This is a genomic window from Legionella shakespearei DSM 23087, assembly GCF_000373765.1.
GTDB lineage: Bacteria > Pseudomonadota > Gammaproteobacteria > Legionellales > Legionellaceae > Legionella > Legionella shakespearei.
Genome location: NZ_KB892387.1, coordinates 1 through 17955 on the forward strand (window position 1 = coordinate 1; position 17955 = coordinate 17955).

Below are 17955 nucleotides of genomic sequence, written 5' to 3' on the forward strand. Positions count from 1 at the left end.
GGAGTTTGGGCAGCATGACTTAAGGTCGCCGTATAGGTAATGACGCCGCCTTCGGCTACGGAGCCGCTGGCGCTTAAATTCAAGGTGGTCGTATCCAGCGTGTCGGTAATGACTGTATCCACCGCAGTGTTATCCACGGCCAGATCCTCAAAGTTACCCCCGCTGGCGCCGGTAATGTGGGCACTGACCGTGCTGCCATCAAGGTAGGGATCGTCGCCAGGGGCGGCCACATTAACAGTACCACTCGTGTCACCAGCGGCAATGGTAATCGTTTCCCCATTGGATAAGGTGACGATCACCGGAGTTTGCGCGGCATGGCTTAAGGTTGCGGTATAGGTAATGGAGCCACCTTCGTCTACGGAGCCGCTAGCGCTTAAACTCAAAGTGGTGATGTCATTGGTGCCATTTATTACAATGGTAATTTCCTGCGGGGTACCATCAGCGGAATACACAGTAAAGGTATCTTCTATGTTGGTCCCAGCCTTTAAGGAATTCACAGCAGGATTATTGTTATCTAAATGATAAACCCATTCTCCATTTTGGTTAATGCTAAAAGTACCATAACCATGGTCGGTTTGTCCGTCATTAACTGCCCTGAAGGTATTTTCAGGATTATCAGGATCTTCCGCAAATAATTGCCCCTTATATTCTGGCTGACCAGGAATGGAATCATTAAATCCCCCTGATTCGGTAACATCACCAGAGATAGCGCCAGCGATCACAGCGGCATCATTGGCACCGTGAATAGTAATTTGAACCTGGCGTGGTATGCCATCAGACGTCTCTACTGTTAAAGAGACTGTTTTTGTTTCACCATCCTGCATGGAATTAACTTCTGCAGAATCATTGTAGAGGTCATAGGACCATTTTCCGGTCGAATCCATGGAAAATTTACCATAGGCATCCTGGAATGTTGCTGGAGTGAAGCTGCCAGAACCTGATAATTGTCCTGTTATAGAAGGAACTCCTACCGTGGGGTTGCTGAGGCTGCCTCCAGACTCTGTAACGCTACCAAAAATAGGGGTAGTATTTAGGTTGGTTGAAGGAAGGGCAGAAGTATTAGAGGCGCTTTGATCGCCAGGCTCCACATAAACAATGCCTTTAGGATTATAATCAGAGATGTAGTTGCTAATAGATATGGGTAAGGTATCTAATCCTGCAGAAACCAGGCCAGCACCGTACATGGGATCCATGTAAAATGCCTCGCCGCTTGAACCATGCGTATCAATACCTGCTGCAGTTGCACCTAAAATATCAAGGATAAGAGAAGGATCTATGCCTTTGGCTACGGCTTCCTGAATTATTTCTGCGTTCCCATCGAGAGCGCCGAATTTCAGGGCGGGTGAAATTCCATCGAGCTTCAGTGGTTTTTCCAAAGATAAGGCCTCGGGAAAACCATTGATGAACTGGACGTATGCTTCTCCACTTAACAAAGTGAGCATATCCCCCTGATGCAATGGAGCTCCGGATTTTACTAAATGTGTTTCGCCCTGTGCACTGACTTTTTCCAGTAAGCCATTGAGAGCCCTGACAACGCCAATAATCGTTTGTGTAGACATATCCCATCCCCAGTTTGCAACTACCCAATTTAAGCATAGTTCATGCAATGCACGAACGGTACGGCTAATTGTTACAGATTTGTAAATTTTTGAATCAAGATGTTTTTATTGTGCATTGTTTTTATGGATATTTTTCACCTTACAGTTTTGATATATTTTTTAGCAGGACAGTAGCATAGAGCCCTGAAATCTCATTTTTTCTTAACATTCTGATGTTATTTATCCTTGAAGTGAGGCTGATTACAAATGAGTAAAGACTCCTCTCTATGTAATACTCTAGCGAATTTATTCTTTAAGATCATCTATTTCCGCAAACACAGTATCTTTTAAATTGGCCATACGATAAGGTAAACTAAAAACAGATAATGGATCCTTCGCTTTGCTCAGGATGACGTACCCTAACTTAACATGAGTGATCTCATGCATTGGAAAAAATGGTTCCTTTCTAATTATTACGCTTGCGACCGCTTTGTTCGCTTTGTTATTCAGCATTTCATCCAGGATGAATGCACGTACATTGCTTCGGCACTCGCATTTACCACGTTGCTTGCTGTTGTCCCTTTAATGTCAGTTGGATTAGCCATCTTTTCTTCTTTTCCCGTATTTCAGGGGTTGGCAGATCCGGTACAGAATTTCATTTTTGACAATTTTGTGCCTGCAACGGGTAAGGTAGTGCAGGCTTACTTGCAACAATTCGCTTCTCAGGTTTCAAAATTGTCTATCTGGGGTGTGGCTTTTTTGATTGTTACAGCATTGTTAGTTATGTTTACTATTGAACGGGCAATGAACAAGATTTGGCGGGTGAGTTCGTCACGGCATGGGGTTCCGGCATTTTTGTTGTATTGGGCTATTTTATCTTTGGCGCCAGTCCTTCTGGGATTAAGCCTTGCCGCCAGTTCGTACCTTATATCAATGCCTTTGTTAATTGAGCATCATGCCCCTTCTTTTCTTTTAAATTATTCGCCTTTTTTTCTCTCTTTAATAGGGTTTACTTTTTTATATGTAGTTGTTCCCAATTGTCCGGTTAAAATTCGCCATGCCTTTTGGGGAGGGTTGTTTGCAGCGATTTTGTTCGAAACAGCGAAGCAGGGATTTGCCTTTTACCTGATTCGTTATAATACCTATGAATTGCTCTATGGTGCTTTTGCCGCCGTACCTATATTCTTCATATGGGTGTATTGGATGTGGATCATCACTCTTTTGGGAGCTGAAATCAGTTATGCTTTATCGGTTCATCATCAGCGGCGCAGCGGCTCACCTGTTGACGGATTTTCACATTCTTTGCTCTGGTTGCACCAGCTTTGGTTGGCGCAGCAAAATGGACAAGCAGTATCTTTTAATGAACTGGTTGATGCAAGTCATCAGCCTTTTGCAGTCGATGTGGATGAAATGATTACTGTTTTAACCGATCAGGGACTTATTCATGCTACAGCAGATGGACAGTTTATGTTAAGCAGGGATCTGAATCATGTGACCTTATATCAATTGGCGCAGTTGTTACCTTATCGCTTGCCGAGACACATGGATCTGGATGCTGCAAGCTCGGTTGCAGAGGATTGGAAAAGTATCTTTAGAAAAAATGATAAGGAATTGCAAAAATCCTTGAGTGTCAGTTTGGAGGAGTTGTTTCAGAATAAGCAATAAGGCGGCACTTTATCCTGAACTGAAATATCACACAGCGAAGTTTTTTATGTTTAAAAATCCCCATTAATTTTACTTTAATTATTTATAAGTCATTAGGGTCTGTTGACAGACCCTAATTTCCGTAAACTAATGACTTGAACAAATGTATAAACTTAGTATAATTATACTATGAATATACATATCTGGAGTTACCATGTCTATTGTTACTTTAACCAAATGGGGAAATTCAATCGGAATTCGTATTCCCTCAGTTATCATTAAAGAAGCTCATTTACATCCTGGCGAGGAATTGGAAATTAGAGCAGATGAAAGGGGCGTGCTTACGTTAATTCCAATCAAAAATCAGCAAGATGGATGGTTAGAGCAATTCAACGCTGCAGTAGATGATAGTAGTGATGAGCCCCATTTAAATATAAACAATGATTTTGATATGGATGAATGGACATGGTAAAAATAAAAAGATTTGATGTTTTTTTAGTCAATCTTGATCCTACAATTGGTTCGGAAATAAAAAAAACACGTCCAGCGTTAATTATATCACCGGACTCAATGAATTTGAGTAGGTTAAAAACAGTAATCATTGCGCCGATGACAAGCACTATTAAAGATAATTTTCCAACCAGAATATTGACAGAATTTAAAGACAAAAAGGGGCAGATTGCGCTTGATCAGTTGAGGTCAATTGATCGCACTCGTATTGTCAAAAAACTAGGTGTTATTGAAAGTGACGCTCAAAATAAGGTATTAGATCTTTTATCCATAATATTTCAAAAATAGTTTTCTTTGGTAAGAAAGCAGGAAATTTTCTTTTGTCTAATGAAGGTGACTAAGTCTGAGTAATCGCTGAGATATTTAAAATCTTCAGCGACCGGATCCATTGATCGAGAGACAGGTGATACTTTTAGATTCAAACTCACCTACTCTTCCATCAATATGGATATCCAACTTATCCAATATTTTGGTAAGTGTAGTTGTTTTGGCATTTTTATATTCTTCTTTTTCATAGCGTATAATTTGGCGTGCACTAATACCCACTTTGTGGCCAAAAGTATCAATACTCATTTTAGAAGCGATCCGATAACGAATAGGGGTTATCATTAGATCCCTAAGTGAATGGATTTCAAGATCAGAGAGGTCACTGTTTTTTAACTTATCATATTCATCAATCTTTGCTTTTATCTCTGCCATTAATTCTTGTACTTGCGCATGTCCTGCTTCTTGTATTATCTTTGGTACATCTGTTTTTGCAGGCGCGTGAAGGGAATCATTTAGCATTGCCAATTGCTGTTTTGCAACTTCATATTGCTTATCACTGGTAATCACAATACACCTCCCAACTTAACCAAGATAATACCTTTAGGATCTCCATCTCTGTTTTTCTGAAAAAATTTAGGGAATGGTAATCCACTGGCTAACTCTACATAATTTGCGATATTCAAATTTGGAATCATCACCGTTGAACCATATCCATCATGTATAGGATCATTATATTAACGTGAGTTCGGGATAAGAAGCTTGATTTACTTCGATGCCGTTCGGGCTGAGGAGAGGCGTTAGCCTCGTCTCGAAGCCTTAGCACCATGCCAAGGCTTCGAGACAGCGCTATCGCGCTTCCTCAGCCCGAACGGCATCGAAGTAACGACTGGATAAATCAAGCCTCTTATCCCAAACTCACGTTATATTAAATAAAAATATTAAATAAAAATTGACATGTCAAATTAGTCATGACATATACGTCATTTGATTGGAAAATACTAGAAGTTAACTAAACGGGTGGGCTTTACGACCTCTATATTTAGCTAATTGATGACCAGTTTAGATCGTATTAGGCGGAGCTGTCATACGGAATTAGATTATTGCTACTTTGATCCCGGCTGCAAGCAGACCAGCCTACGGCAAACCAGACTACAAAGCATTAACTGCTTTCATCATCCAATCACAAAATCTTCACCAATCCCTGGAACTATGGACCATTCACATACAGCACCGTGGTAACTTAAAGCAGTAATATCAGGTTGCGCCGGACCTTTAGCTGTGATTACAAAAACACAGGCTTTGGATTGAAATGATGCTTCCTGTTTTACTGCAGTCAGTGTATAAGCAATATCAAAATCTGCATCTTTTGAAAAACCAAACCCATAGATTAATGAATGAGCTGTAGATAAAGTTGTTGTGGTAAGCGCATTACATGCCGCATCGGCAAAGTAGCTTTGCTGACTGATGGGCTGTAAAATAACGTTCCATTGACCTTCCTTTGCAGTTACATTATGCCAGGTATGAATACCCGCACAGTGTGGCGAAGCATTAACCAGGCCCGTGAATAAAATTAAAGATAACAACATCAATTGTCTCATCCTGACTCTCCTTTTAAAACCACTATACTGCCCGCGATTTTGACGAAAGCTCGCGAAATGTCAATAGCCTGGAGACACTAGTGAAATTATTTATCCAAAAAAAGGCCGTAGTCGTTTTGCGGCAGCACGTTGCTCTAATTGTTCAGATGTTGCCAGGTGATCAAACTGTTTCACAGGGTAATTAGGGTGAGGGTTATAGGTAGCAGGCATTAAATGAAGGACTTGTTCCGTTTCTCTTAGCAAATTATTGAGTTGGTAATCAAGCAAAGGGGTTTTATTTACTTGGAGGTAGAGCTGTTTTCCTTGTTCAAGACCATTCATGATGGCTTGGTGAAAATGTGAAATAGGCCCTCTTAAGGCCGCAATGTAATCAAAAACAGGCTCTCCAGCTTGTAACTTTACAATCTGCTCCAGTTCCGCATCAATCTTGTGCAACACTTCTAAAAACTGATTTTGTTTGTCCAGTAGTCTGGAGAATTCTTTTGTTATAACGTCATGTTTTTGAGAGCTTCTATTCCGTAACGCAAAAGAAGTATGGGTGTTTTTATATCGTGCAACGATTTTAGACAGAGAACCAGTTAATATGGCTAAAACATTCAGTATCTGTTTTAAATCTTCATTACCTACTGCATAGGCTAATCGATCCATATTCATTTGAGCAGATTGCTTCGGTTGAATTCCAAGATAATACAATAAATTATGATCAAGATTTAATAAAAAACTCAAAGCATCTTCACAGCTTAAACGATATTGCAGCGTTAATTGAATTTTAAGCATTTTATCTTCATCAGAAGAACTGTCATCTTCAGTATCAGCAGTGACTTTCAGAAGTTTACTTAATAAAGATTGAGTCTCATTAAGGTATAACCTGGCTTCATTTATTAAATGATCAATTGTGTTCGATATGCTGTTCATAAAAATCTTGATTCTAATGTTGTTGTGACCAAATAGATTGGGCCTGTTTTTTCTCAAAGTTACTTAATGTTCGGGATAAGAAGATTGATTTATCCAGTCGAAGTAAATCAAGCTTTTTATCCATAATTCACGCTACTTATATTCTCCAATGTGATATTCATCCAAAGCCACTTTTAGCCCGTATTACATCTGATCTACGTCGTCCTGAGCGCGTCTTTTTGCGCGAAGGATCTCCCCAAAGCAGCATGGTGCCACTTCGATCCCGGTTGCAAGCAACCGGGCTACAAGGCATTAACTGCTTTTATCGTCCAGAGCTGTTTTTAAATAAGGCCAGATGTTTTCGAGAATAATTGGTTGTGCTTTCTCATTAGGGTGCAGGCCATCACTTTGCATCAGATCATCGTGGAGCGCGACTCCCTCCAAAAACATAGGCATCACAGGAACTTTGTAAGTCTGAGATACTTCTTTATAGGCATTCGCAAATTGCTGAAGAAATTTTGTTCCGTAATTGGGTGGAAGATAAGTAGTGAGCAACAGTACTTTAGCTCCTGATTTCTGGCTGTCGGCCACCATCATTCCCAGATTGGTTTGCATTTGACTGACAGAGAGCCCTCGTAAGCCATCATTGGCCCCAAGCTCAATAATAACCACATCAGGATTATATTTTTTTAATGCGGGAGCCAGTTTTGCCAGGCCATTGCTGGTGGTGTCACCACTGGTGCTTATGTTAATGACTTTGATATCGCCTTGTTGCTGCAGTTTTTCTGACAGGAGGTTGACCCATCCTTTTTGCACGTCAATACCATAACCCGCACTTAAGCTGTCACCGACTATGAGAATAGTCTTGGCATGAATGGGTGCTATAATGAACAAAGACAATAAAAATAAACGCAGAGATTTCATGACCATTCCAAACGCAATAATTAAACTTAATCATGTAGATTATACGGTTAAAAGTGGTGAACATGCATTATCTATCTTAAAAAACGTCACTCTTGAAATTAATGCCGGCGTTACTATTGCTATTACCGGAGCCTCTGGATCAGGCAAGACTTCGCTGTTAAATCTGATGGCAGGATTGGAGCTCCCCTCTGCCGGCCAGATATTTTATAACAACCAGGACATTACGGTGCTTGATGAAGACCAGCGAGCGCAGCTACGGGCAAGGCAAATTGGTTTTATCTTTCAGTCTTTTCAGCTATTGCCCAATCTCACGGCATTAGAAAATGTCATGCTGCCCTTGGAAATAATGCGTCAGCCCAATCCATTGCCAACAGCCGAAAACTGGTTAGAAAAGGTAGGGCTTTATAACAGGAGCAATCATTATCCTCTGCAATTATCAGGAGGAGAACAACAACGGGTTGCAATAGCCCGTGCCTTCGCCATCTCCCCTACCCTTTTGTTCGCGGATGAACCTACAGGAAATCTGGACAAACAGACTGGCAAAACCATTACCGATTTACTCTTTTCGCTGAATGAGGATCATCAAACCACTTTAGTGATCGTGACCCATGATGAAACCCTGGCAAAGCGCTGCCAGTTACATTGGCCTCTGGTGGATGGAGCAATACAGTGCTAAACCTTCCTTTAGCGATTAAAGCAATTCTGCGTGAATGGCGCAGTGGCGAGCTTACTTTATTGTTTCTGGCTCTGGTGATTGCCATTACTTGTGTCAGTGCCATGAACAATTTTACCGGCATGGTCAGAAATAAAATGGCACAAAGCGCCAGTACCATGTTGGGTGCTGATGCCCTGATTAGCAGTCCTGCAGCTGTTGACCCTCAATGGGTACAAAAAGCAGACTCTTTGGGTCTGGCTCAGACAACCGCCCTTTCCTTTTTAAGCATGGTGGACTATCAGAATCACCTGCAGTTGGCCAATATCAAAGCCATCGCATCGCCCTATCCTCTTCGCGGGGAACTTAAAATAGCGAAACAGGCTGATGACGCTGAGGGAATAAATCAGACTCAGGCTCCTGAACCGGGCACTGTATGGCTTGATCCGAGATTACTGCCTGTTTTGTCCGTCGAATCAGGTCAAACTATTCATATAGGAGATGGCAGTTTTAAAATAGCCGGTATCATTCGCGATGAACCCGGTCAAACCGGAAACTGGTTCTCCCTCTCGCCGCGAATTATTATGAATTTAAAGGATGTGCCTGAAACCAAGGTCATTCAGCCAGGCAGCAGGATTACCTACACCTGGTTATTCAATGGCTCCCAGAATCAGTTAAATGAATTGCAGCAATTCTTGAAAGGCCGTCTGTCTGAACAACAAAAATGGACAGACAGCCAGCAAGGTAATGACACCCTGGAATCCACCATTCAAAAATCTCTGGATTATTTAAATTTCGGTACTTTAATGAGCCTTGTACTCGCCGGAGTTGCTATCAGCATGGCCTCGCTAAGATATTGTCAAAGGCATATGAAACAAGTTGCCCTGTTACGTTGTTTTGGCGCATCACAGGTACAGGTTATGACCTTGTATCTCAGCAGTCTGGCTTTGCTTGGTTTGGTTGCTTCTTTGCTGGGGGCAGTGATTGGCTATTCCCTCCAACCTTTATTGCTTCATTGGCTCGGTGGGCTTTTACCAAAGATAGATCAGCAATGGTCTTTGAGCCCTTTTTTCTTTAGCATTGCGACAGGAATGGTACTGCTGTTTTGCTTTTCTACTGGCAATATCTGGCAATTACGCAAAATCAGCGCCATTGCCCTGTTCCGCCAGCAGCATTTATTGTGGCAAAACAGTGCGTATTTAACCTATGGGCTTGCTTTGCTGTTATTAGCCTTTATGGCTTATTTTTATACTCACTCCTTTCTCATTACCCTGGTGGTATTGGCTGGATGCCTTGCTTTTATAGGTATGGCTCTGGCTGGTCTTTGGCTCATGTTCAACCTGTTGGTCAGAAGTAACGTTCACATTCCTTTAAACTGGCGTTTTGGTTTTAATAATATTGCCCGCAATTTTGAAGACAGTGCTCTGCAGGTCATAGGGATTGGGCTTGCCTTGACTGTCATGTTAAGTCTGGTTTTGTTAAAGAATCATTTGATTGAAGATTGGCAACAACAATTGCCTGAACATACGCCAAACTACTTTGTGATCAATATGACTCCAGAACAGGTGCCTGTTTTGCAGGAGACATTACAACAGGAACACATAAAAACGACCGAGTTTTATCCTATGGTGCGCGGAAGGCTTATTGCGATTAATTCCGAGTCAGTCAATCAGAAATTTGGGGAAAAGGTAAAACAGATTAATGCCCTGCAAAGGGAGTTGAATTTATCATGGTCTGAAGAAATGCCTGAAGGCAATCAAATTACATCCGGTTCATGGAAGGTTACTAATCCACAACAAAACTGGGTTTCTGTGGATCAGGGATTGGCCGACCAATTGCAATTAAAACTGGGGGATACGTTACAGTTTCGTATTGAAGGTGTGGAGAGTACTGTTCAAATCAGCAGTTTTCGTAAAATTAACTGGAATACTTTTAAACCCAATTTCTTCATGCTGTTCAAGCCCGGCTTGCTGGATACGCTACCTAAAACGATGATTACCAGTTTTTATTTGCCTCCAGAAAAGCAGGCAGTATTAATCGACATTACCAGACAATTACCCAATGTGACCTTGATTGATATTGCCAATACCATGAAAAAAATTCGTGGCATTATGGACCAGGCGGCTAATGCCATAACCTTTATTAACTTTTTTGCTTTTCTGTCTGGTCTTGTCATTGTGACCCTGGCTATTTTTTCCTTTAGCAGCACTAAAGTACAGGAAACACGGGTTTTAAAAGTTTTAGGAATGCGGCGTAAGAATTTGTTATGGATACGCAGCAGTGAAGCCTTTTTAATTGGTATTTATGCAGGAGTGTTGGCGACTGGAACGGCAATACTAATTAATGTTTATCTCGCAGCTTCAATCATGGACAGCCAATTTATAATCCCCTGGTCTCTTTTTATCTTTATCCCTTTGTTGACTGCGGGTATGACGGTGTTTATTAATGTTCTAATTCAAAGAAAGCAGTATCAAAACAGAACGTAGCCCGGTCTGCTTGCAGCTGTCTCTTGATCACCTCTTGGTTTATGCCCTACACCAATGCTGAATCATGCTCTGTGCCGTAACAAAAATTCCGCTTCCTGACGGTCGCGGCTCGGTTTCCGGTGCACGATGAAGTATCTGCGAACGCACGAAAACCGAGCCGCGACCGTCAGGAAGCGGAACAGTTATACTGGCAGCGAGTGTAGCCCGTATTAGGCGCCAGCCGTAATACGGGATCAGAGTAGCAATAAACTAATTCCCGTATTACGGCTGGCGCCTAATACGGGCTACAAATCCTACCCAACACTTGACAGTGTCTCATCGGAATTATCATTTAGCATAGTATTTATCAATTGCGCTAAATCCAAAATTGCTTTCAGGCGTTGGGATATAGCCGTTAATTGTTGTTCAGTTATTTCATAATTGGATTTAAAAAAACAGACTTCGCCAGATGAGGACAATTGGGCTTTATCCATTATTTTCTTTTCAAGCACTTCAAGGCTCGTTTGCATATGATGCAAGTGCGTGCCTTGGGCAAAATATTGATAATTAAAACCGGATACCAGATTAAGAAATCCCTTTTCTCTGGCCCATGAGCAATTCTGACATGCACGTTGTAATTGCTGTGACAGTTCGCCTCGATCATATAATTTAACCAAACCTGCTAATTGTGTGCTGTCCGTGAACAGACTAAAGAATAAAGGTTTGTATAAATCTACTAATGGCCGGGCTCTTGGACTTTGAGACACTAACATCTTGTTCCAGATTGCCCGCACATCACCAATGATTCGGCTGTCATCAAACAAGCGCTTGGGATTAACCCCTCCAATCATCCAATACAACAAAAATTCATAGGCCTTTGTGCCTTCAAGACGTTCAAAACTGATTGCGGCGGAATAGTGATTCTTTTTATTCAAAAACGAAATGAGAGCCTCGTACGCCTGGATTTGTTTGGCACTGGTCAATGCGTCGCTATTTAAAATATAAATAGTTCTCATGCAGGTTGATACTTTGACGACCTGACATTCTTTTTCTACCTGGGATAAAGGATCTGTCTCACCTTTAGGCTTCATATAATTATATAAATGCAGAACCACCAGTTTGTTCATATCAAAATGCGACATCAAACACCAGGTAAAAGTAAAGGGAAAAATCATCTTACCTGCGTTATTTGGAATGATCAATCAGGACTTGTTGAATTTTCTACTATCTTGCATCATAACGATGCGATCTAGTGAATGTACCTATAGTTTGTTTGGTTTCCTGAATGCGTTTGAGTAAGATTCAGATTATTTTAGAATTGAATCCAGGAACTGGCGTTACATTTTATTGATTATTTTTTATACATATGGTACTATATTTGAATAATTTTGGAGTGCCAGATGATAGAACTAAATCCCAGTATCAAGAATCATCATATATTAAGTGACGTTTGTAAGCCACTGAACAAGCTCGGTGTTGTCTTTTTTGGCTACACGGCAGTGGACTCACAGAACAATGCCTTTTGTCTGGGTTCAAAAGCTGAGTATGCTTTTGAGTATTTAAATTCCGGCCATGCCAAATCAGATGTCCATTATCGCGATAATCGGGCTAAAGACCAATACGAATATAACTTTTGGGATTTTACCGAGTTGAAGACAACCAGCAAGGCACTTTACCAAATGGCTGCTGATTTTGATCAAAGCCATACTCTGTCGATTACCCGCCATGAAGCAGACATGACGCATTGTTATCATTTTAGTGGTGCAATGGATGATGAAGCGATAAACCAGCGTTATTTTTCACACTTGGATTCATTGCATGCCTATATTGATTACTTTGACGAATGCCTGTTAAACATGCCTGAAATTGCTGCTGTTTATGATCATCCTGTGCACCTAGGACAGCAGGAAAGAGCTCCGGAAATACAATTACTGACCTCTAATCCTAAAGAAATAGATTTAGTGACCCAGGGCTCGCAACCACTGCGCTTTAAACATTTTTATCATTATTACCTGACGAAAAAGGAACGTAATTGTCTGTATTGGTTAAAGCAGGGAAAATCAGCGGATATGATAGCGTCCATTAATGAAATATCCTGCAAAACGGTAGAGCGCTATATTGCTTCGATAAAAAAGAAATTCGGTTGTTATACTATGTTTCAATTAGGCGCAAAAGTAAGCTCAGCGGGCTTGATTGATTTTCTTTTGGCAGCGTAAGAAGTGTAGCTCGATCGACGTCCCCCGATCCACGTCGTCCTGAGCGCGTTTTTTTGCGCGAAGGATCTCCAAATATTGGCACCATGCCGCTTTCAGGAGATCCTTCGCGCAAAAAAACGCGCTCAGGACGACGTGGATCGGGGAATATGTGTCGAAGCATCAAGGCTACAGTTTTTTATATATTTAAATCAATCAGTTATTCCTTTTTGGTGTTACAACTAAAGAATATAACGTGCCAAATCCTCATCGGCGATAAGCTGGCCAAGATTCTTGTTAACATATGCCTCGTCAACCAATACCGTTTCACCCGCTTTATCAGTTGCTTCAAACGAAACGACTTCCAACAAGCGCTCCATCACCGTATACAAACGACGTGCGCCTATGTTTTCCATGCGCTCATTCACTTGCCAGGCCACTTCTGCGATGCGCTTTATGCCGGTTTCATTAAACTTAAGGACTAATCCTTCGGTTTCCATCAAGGCAGCGTATTGCAAGGTTAATGAAGAACTGGGTTCTGTAAGGATGCGGACAAAATCATTGACTGTAAGTGCTGACAATTCCACACGAATAGGCAAGCGTCCTTGTAACTCAGCAATCAAATCAGAAGGTTTGGCTACATGGAAGGCTCCAGAGGCAATAAATAAGATATGATCCGATTTAACCATTCCATATTTGGTGGATACGGTGGTGCCCTCGACTAAAGGCAACAGGTCACGCTGCACCCCTTCACGGGATACATCTCCGCCTCCAGTATTCTCGGAACGTTTTGCTACTTTATCCAACTCATCAATAAATACGATACCATTCTGTTCAACACTTTCTATTGCCCGAGCTTTAATGTCTTCATCATTCACCAGTTTCGCTGCTTCTTCCTCACGTAAAATCTTCATTGCTTTGGCAACGGTCATTTTTCGTGTTTTGGTTTTATGAGAACCTACCTGTTGAAACATAGATTGCAATTGACTGGTCATTTCTTCCATTCCCGGAGGCGCCATGATTTCAATACCCACAGGAGATGCAGCAATATCAATTTCTATTTCATTGTCATTTAACAGACCTTCACGTAATTGCTTACGAAACACTTGCCGTGCAGTACTGTCTTTTTCCCCCGGAGTCAAAACTCCACGCGCTGGAGGCAGCAACACATCCAAAACCCGCTCTTCCGCAGCGTCTTCAGCTAAATGCGCTACTTTTTTCATCGCAAATTCGCGTTCTTGCTTGATGGCTATATCCGTCAAATCACGCAGGATAGAATCAACATCACGCCCTACATAGCCCACTTCGGTGAATTTGGTCGCTTCAACCTTGATAAAAGGTGCATGAGCCAGTTTCGCCAGGCGGCGGGCAATCTCGGTTTTACCCACACCAGTCGGCCCAATCATTAATATATTTTTGGGCATGATTTCATTACGCAATACCGGATCCTGAATTTTCATCCGTCTCCAACGGTTACGCAGTGCAATGGCTACGGCTCGTTTTGCATCATCTTGTCCGATAATATGTTTATCCAGTTCCTGGACAATTTCCCTGGGCGTCATTACTACACTATTATTTACTGTCATCATTCAATTCTTCTATGGTTAAATTATTGTTGGTATAAATACAGATATCACCAGCAATAGTTAATGATTTCTGGACGATTTCCATTGCGGATAATTGAGTGTTTTCCATCAGTGCCCTGGCGGAAGCCTGAGCATAAGGTCCACCGGAACCAATGGCGATCAAGCTCTCTTCAGGCTCAATAACATCACCGTTTCCCGTAATAATAAGCGAGGCTTTACTGTCCGCAACAGCAAGCACGGCTTCCAAACGCCGTAAAATTCGGTCAGTCCGCCAGTCTTTGGCCAATTCCACTGCAGCTCGCACCAAATGCCCCTGGTGCATTTCGAGTTTGCTTTCAAAGCGTTCAAACAAGGTAAAAGCATCGGCTGTACCGCCTGCAAATCCGGCAAGTACTTTATCTTTATATAATCGTCTTACTTTACGGGCATTTCCCTTCATCACCGTATTACCCAAAGTAACCTGGCCATCACCACCGATAACCACCTGATTACCACGTCTGACTGAAAGTATTGTTGTCAATTTAATCCCCAAATCATACCTAAACCCTACAAATGGGGACGATAAGTGAAAATTCAATGGACTTAATAAAAAAATGTCAGACTTGTAGCCCGGCTGCAAGCAGACCGGGCTACAAAAACATCTTAAGGAAGTGCATCGAACTGTTCCGCTTCCTGACGGTCGCGGCTCGGTTTCCGGGGCACGATGAAATAGATACGAACGCACAAAAACCGAGCCGCGACCGTGAGGGAGTGGAGCTTTTGGATTTGCGAATGAACAAGAAGTTTCAGGTGAATAATCAACAATGGAGTACATCGAACTGTTCCGCTTCCTGACGGTCGCGGCTCGGTTTCCGGGNCACGATGAAGTAGATACGAACGCACNAANACCGAGCCGCGACCGTGAGGGAGCGGAACTTTGGATTTGCGAATGAACAAGAAGTTTCAGGTGAATAATCAACAATGGAGTACATCGAACTGTTCCGCTTCCTGACGGTCGCGGCTCGGTTTCCGGGNCACGATGAAGTAGATACGAACGCACAAAAACCGAGCCGCGACCGTGAGGGAGCGGAACTTTTGGATTTGCGAATGAACAAGAAGTTTCAGGTGAATAATCAACAATGGAGTGCATCGAACTGTTCCGCGCTCTCACGCGCGGTTCGGTTTTACAATAAAAATGAAACACCGTGGTTTAATGGCTCGATTTCCAAATGCTCCGCAAGGCTTTGTCCGATGTCTGCAAAACTGTCGCGGCGGCCGAGGAAACGGGCTGGTAAATTTGGACCATAAGCCAAAACAGGGATATGTTCTCTGGTATGATCAGAGCCAGGAAATGTTGGGTCGCAGCCATGATCCGCGGCAACTATGACCAAATCGCCCTCTTTCAAGCACGCCATGAGCTCTGGCAAACGTGCATCAAACTCTTCCAGAGCGTGAGCATAGCCAGCCACATCTCTGCGATGACCAAAGGAGGAATCAAAATCAACAAAATTGGTAAAGGTCAGACTTCCAGCAGGAGCCGTCTTAAATGCCGTCAAGGTCGCGTCAAACAAAGCCATATTACCATCTGCTTTAATCTCTTGAGTAACCCCCTGATGTGCATAAATATCTGCAATTTTTCCTATGGAAATGACTTCACGCCCAGCAGCCTTCAAATAATCAAGCAAAGTCTTTTCGGGAGGAAGAGTGGCATAATCCTTACGATTAGCTGTTCTTTTAAAAGAACCTGGTTTACCAATAAAGGGACGTGCAATGACACGGCCTATCTGATATTCATCCACCAGAGTTCGCGCAATCTCACATATTTGATACAAATGCTCAAGACCAAAAGTTTCTTCATGAGCTGCAATTTGAAATACACTGTCTGCAGAAGTGTAAACAATAGGCTTGCCTGTTCGCATGTGCTCTTCACCCAATTCATCAAGAATTGTAGTGCCTGAAGCATGTTTTTCACCCAGCACACCGGGTAAGCCCGTTTGCTGGATGAAGTCATCAATCAATTTTTTCGGGAAGCAATGGGGTGTATCAGGAAAATAGCCCCATTCAAACAAGACGGGAACTCCGGCTAATTCCCAATGACCGCTAGGAGTATCTTTACCCAAACTTTGTTCCACAGCATAGCCATAACTGCCAATAGGCTCAGCCAGAGTGGACAAATCCACAAAACGTACTCCAGAACTGGCAACAGCGGCATGATACAACCCCCATTTGGCCAGATTGGGCAGTGTTAGTGGCCCTTGGCGTACGCCTGGAATATCACCCTCACCTCTGGCACATACTTCATGGATATGAACAAAAGTATTAGCCCCTTCATCGCCATAACGGACAGCATCGAGGCTGGCACCAATACCAAAGGAATCCATCAATAGAATACAAACGCGACCTGTCACTGTTAATTCTCAGTCTGGCGGCAATGGGTTTCTTTCAAGCCAAAGAGCAGCAGAAAAGCAATGAGTAAGCCCAGAGGTAAAATCAAAGCTGCATGTTGATACGCTTCGAGCTGATAAACAGGAACACCATTGATCATGTGCATACCACCATAATTGGTCAGTAAAGAACTGAACAGGTTTTGATATATCAGATATCCGCCTTGAGTCAAAATGGAAATAACACTAACAGCAGTTGCCGTCATAGCCGGAGGACTACTTTCTGCAACCAGGGCATAACTGATGACCTGGGCTGATGTAAAGAATCCCAGCAAGAAAAACAATACAGACATAACGCTCACAGATACAGGCAGATACAAAACAGCCAGCAAGGTAAGCATTGAAGCAAAAACCCCGGCCTTCATAGGCAAAATACGCAAATTCATTTTGTCGGATAACCAACCCACAAATGGCGCCCCAACTATTGCCCCGAAAAAGAGCATACCATTGATCATGGAAGCCTGTTCGGAACTGATAATCAAACGCTGCTCAAGATATAATGTACCCATCATCGCGCCAAACACAGCAATCGCCATATTCATTAAACTGGTATAAAGAGCGGCCCTTAAATATTGAGGATTTAAATAAGCCTTTTTCGCAGCAGCCAGAACATCAATAGGTTGCCCTTCTTTTTTGACTGCAACCTGAGGTCTTTCCTTTATCCAGAAAAACATAAGAATCAGCATCACCAAACCAAGAACACCAACATCCTGAACTGCCTGACGCCATCCTACATAAGCAACCAGTTTGGTTAAAGGATATTGAGCCATCATGCCGCCAGTCATGGCCACAGTGACGATAGCGCCTGTTACCAGAGCCATGCGCTTGGGAGGAAACCAGTGAGAAGCCAGACGCACAGGCCCCAGAAAACAAAAGGCACTGCCAATACCGGTAATAAATCGGCATAACAAGGCAACATAAAAGGAATGAGAATAGGCCAGAAGAAAAGTGCTCATGACACAGAGGAACATGGCAATCAATATGGTCTTTTTAATAGAAAATCGGTCAAGAATCATTCCAGCAATAAACAGGAACAAAACGTTAGCCAGATAATAAATGCTCGACAAATATGCCATTTTATCAGCCTGAATCTGATAATCCTGCATAATGTTTGCTGCAATAGACGCAAACATATTGCCTTGTATGAATTCATAAAAGAAGAATAAAGTGGCAGCAAAACATACCATCCAAGGTAAGAGCGATGCTTTAAAATCATCATAATCTCTGAAATCGTCCACTATCTGCATTATTACTCCTCTGCT

Annotated in this window: 17 protein-coding genes; 6 read left to right on the plus strand and 11 right to left on the minus strand. The window is 42.3% G+C overall.

All coding sequences use genetic code 11. The annotated features are described in order from the left end of the window. Positions 1–1559, minus strand: a 1559-nt coding sequence (locus B094_RS15670; RefSeq protein ID WP_018576483.1) for an immunoglobulin-like domain-containing protein, incomplete at its 3' end; no start/stop codon positions are given. A 285-nt stretch (positions 1560–1844) separates the two neighbouring features. Continuing rightward, positions 1845–1985: a hypothetical protein gene (locus B094_RS17250; protein ID WP_018576484.1), complete on the minus strand. Its 141-nt coding sequence runs from the start codon at positions 1983–1985 to the stop codon at positions 1845–1847. Here B094_RS17250 and B094_RS0103875 point away from each other — a divergent pair. From B094_RS0103875 to B094_RS0103885, 3 genes are all read left to right on the plus strand, one after another. Next, positions 1980–3203: a YihY family inner membrane protein gene (locus tag B094_RS0103875; RefSeq protein ID WP_018576485.1), complete on the plus strand. Its 1224-nt coding sequence runs from the start codon at positions 1980–1982 to the stop codon at positions 3201–3203. The genes B094_RS17250 and B094_RS0103875 overlap by 6 nt on opposite strands. 193 nt (positions 3204–3396) lie before the next feature. Beyond that, entirely contained in the window at positions 3397–3654 is a 258-nt protein-coding gene (locus B094_RS15675; protein WP_018576486.1) for an AbrB/MazE/SpoVT family DNA-binding domain-containing protein, read from the plus strand. Further along, entirely contained in the window at positions 3648–3980 is a 333-nt protein-coding gene (locus B094_RS0103885) for a type II toxin-antitoxin system PemK/MazF family toxin (protein ID WP_018576487.1), read from the plus strand. Before B094_RS15675 ends, B094_RS0103885 begins: the two co-directional genes overlap by 7 nt. Positions 3981–4064: 84 nt before the next feature. Here B094_RS0103885 and B094_RS0103890 read toward each other — a convergent pair whose 3' ends face one another. The 4 genes from B094_RS0103890 to B094_RS0103910 form a co-directional block, all read right to left on the minus strand. Continuing rightward, the gene (locus B094_RS0103890; protein WP_018576488.1) at positions 4065–4526 is read right to left on the minus strand and encodes a helix-turn-helix domain-containing protein; all 462 of its coding nucleotides are present in this window, start codon (positions 4524–4526) and stop codon (positions 4065–4067) included. Between the two features lie 605 nt (positions 4527–5131). Next, positions 5132–5557, minus strand: coding sequence for a hypothetical protein (locus tag B094_RS0103900; RefSeq protein ID WP_018576490.1), 426 nt, complete (start codon positions 5555–5557; stop codon positions 5132–5134). Between the two features lie 90 nt (positions 5558–5647). Further along, complete coding sequence (locus tag B094_RS0103905; RefSeq protein ID WP_018576491.1) at positions 5648–6472, minus strand: hypothetical protein; 825 nt, start codon at positions 6470–6472, stop codon at positions 5648–5650. A 291-nt stretch (positions 6473–6763) separates the two neighbouring features. Beyond that, complete coding sequence (locus B094_RS0103910) at positions 6764–7375, minus strand: arylesterase (protein WP_018576492.1); 612 nt, start codon at positions 7373–7375, stop codon at positions 6764–6766. Here B094_RS0103910 and B094_RS0103915 point away from each other — a divergent pair. Continuing rightward, positions 7374–8051 (plus strand): ABC transporter ATP-binding protein, encoded by a 678-nt coding sequence (locus tag B094_RS0103915; RefSeq protein ID WP_018576493.1) that lies wholly within the window; start codon positions 7374–7376, stop codon positions 8049–8051. The genes B094_RS0103910 and B094_RS0103915 overlap by 2 nt on opposite strands. Continuing rightward, the gene (locus B094_RS0103920; RefSeq protein WP_018576494.1) at positions 8045–10513 is read left to right on the plus strand and encodes an ABC transporter permease; all 2469 of its coding nucleotides are present in this window, start codon (positions 8045–8047) and stop codon (positions 10511–10513) included. The genes B094_RS0103915 and B094_RS0103920 overlap by 7 nt, the downstream gene beginning before the upstream one ends. A gap of 293 nt (positions 10514–10806) precedes the next feature. On the opposite strand, the gene B094_RS0103925 is transcribed toward B094_RS0103920, so the two are convergent. Beyond that, positions 10807–11634 carry a hypothetical protein gene (locus B094_RS0103925; RefSeq protein ID WP_155823573.1) on the minus strand — a complete coding sequence of 276 codons (828 nt, stop codon included), beginning with the start codon at positions 11632–11634 and terminating at the stop codon, positions 10807–10809. 258 nt (positions 11635–11892) lie between these two features. On the opposite strand from B094_RS0103925, the gene B094_RS0103930 reads away from it, so the two are divergent. After that, entirely contained in the window at positions 11893–12708 is an 816-nt protein-coding gene (locus B094_RS0103930) for a helix-turn-helix transcriptional regulator (protein WP_018576496.1), read from the plus strand. A 218-nt stretch (positions 12709–12926) separates the two neighbouring features. Here the strand turns inward: B094_RS0103930 and hslU are convergent, their stop codons facing one another. The 4 genes from hslU to B094_RS0103955 all read right to left on the minus strand — a co-directional run bounded on the left by hslU (position 12927) and on the right by B094_RS0103955 (position 17940). Next, on the minus strand, positions 12927–14273 hold the full coding sequence (hslU, locus tag B094_RS0103935) for an ATP-dependent protease ATPase subunit HslU (RefSeq protein WP_018576497.1): 1347 nt from the start codon (positions 14271–14273) through the stop codon (positions 12927–12929). Further along, on the minus strand, positions 14257–14790 hold the full coding sequence (gene hslV / locus B094_RS0103940) for an ATP-dependent protease subunit HslV (protein WP_018576498.1): 534 nt from the start codon (positions 14788–14790) through the stop codon (positions 14257–14259). Before hslV ends, hslU begins: the two co-directional genes overlap by 17 nt. A 643-nt stretch (positions 14791–15433) precedes the next feature. Beyond that, positions 15434–16657, minus strand: coding sequence for a phosphopentomutase (locus B094_RS0103950; protein WP_026253864.1), 1224 nt, complete (start codon positions 16655–16657; stop codon positions 15434–15436). 2 nt (positions 16658–16659) lie between these two features. Further along, entirely contained in the window at positions 16660–17940 is a 1281-nt protein-coding gene (locus tag B094_RS0103955) for an MFS transporter (RefSeq protein WP_018576501.1), read from the minus strand. Positions 17941–17955 lie beyond the last annotated feature (15 nt).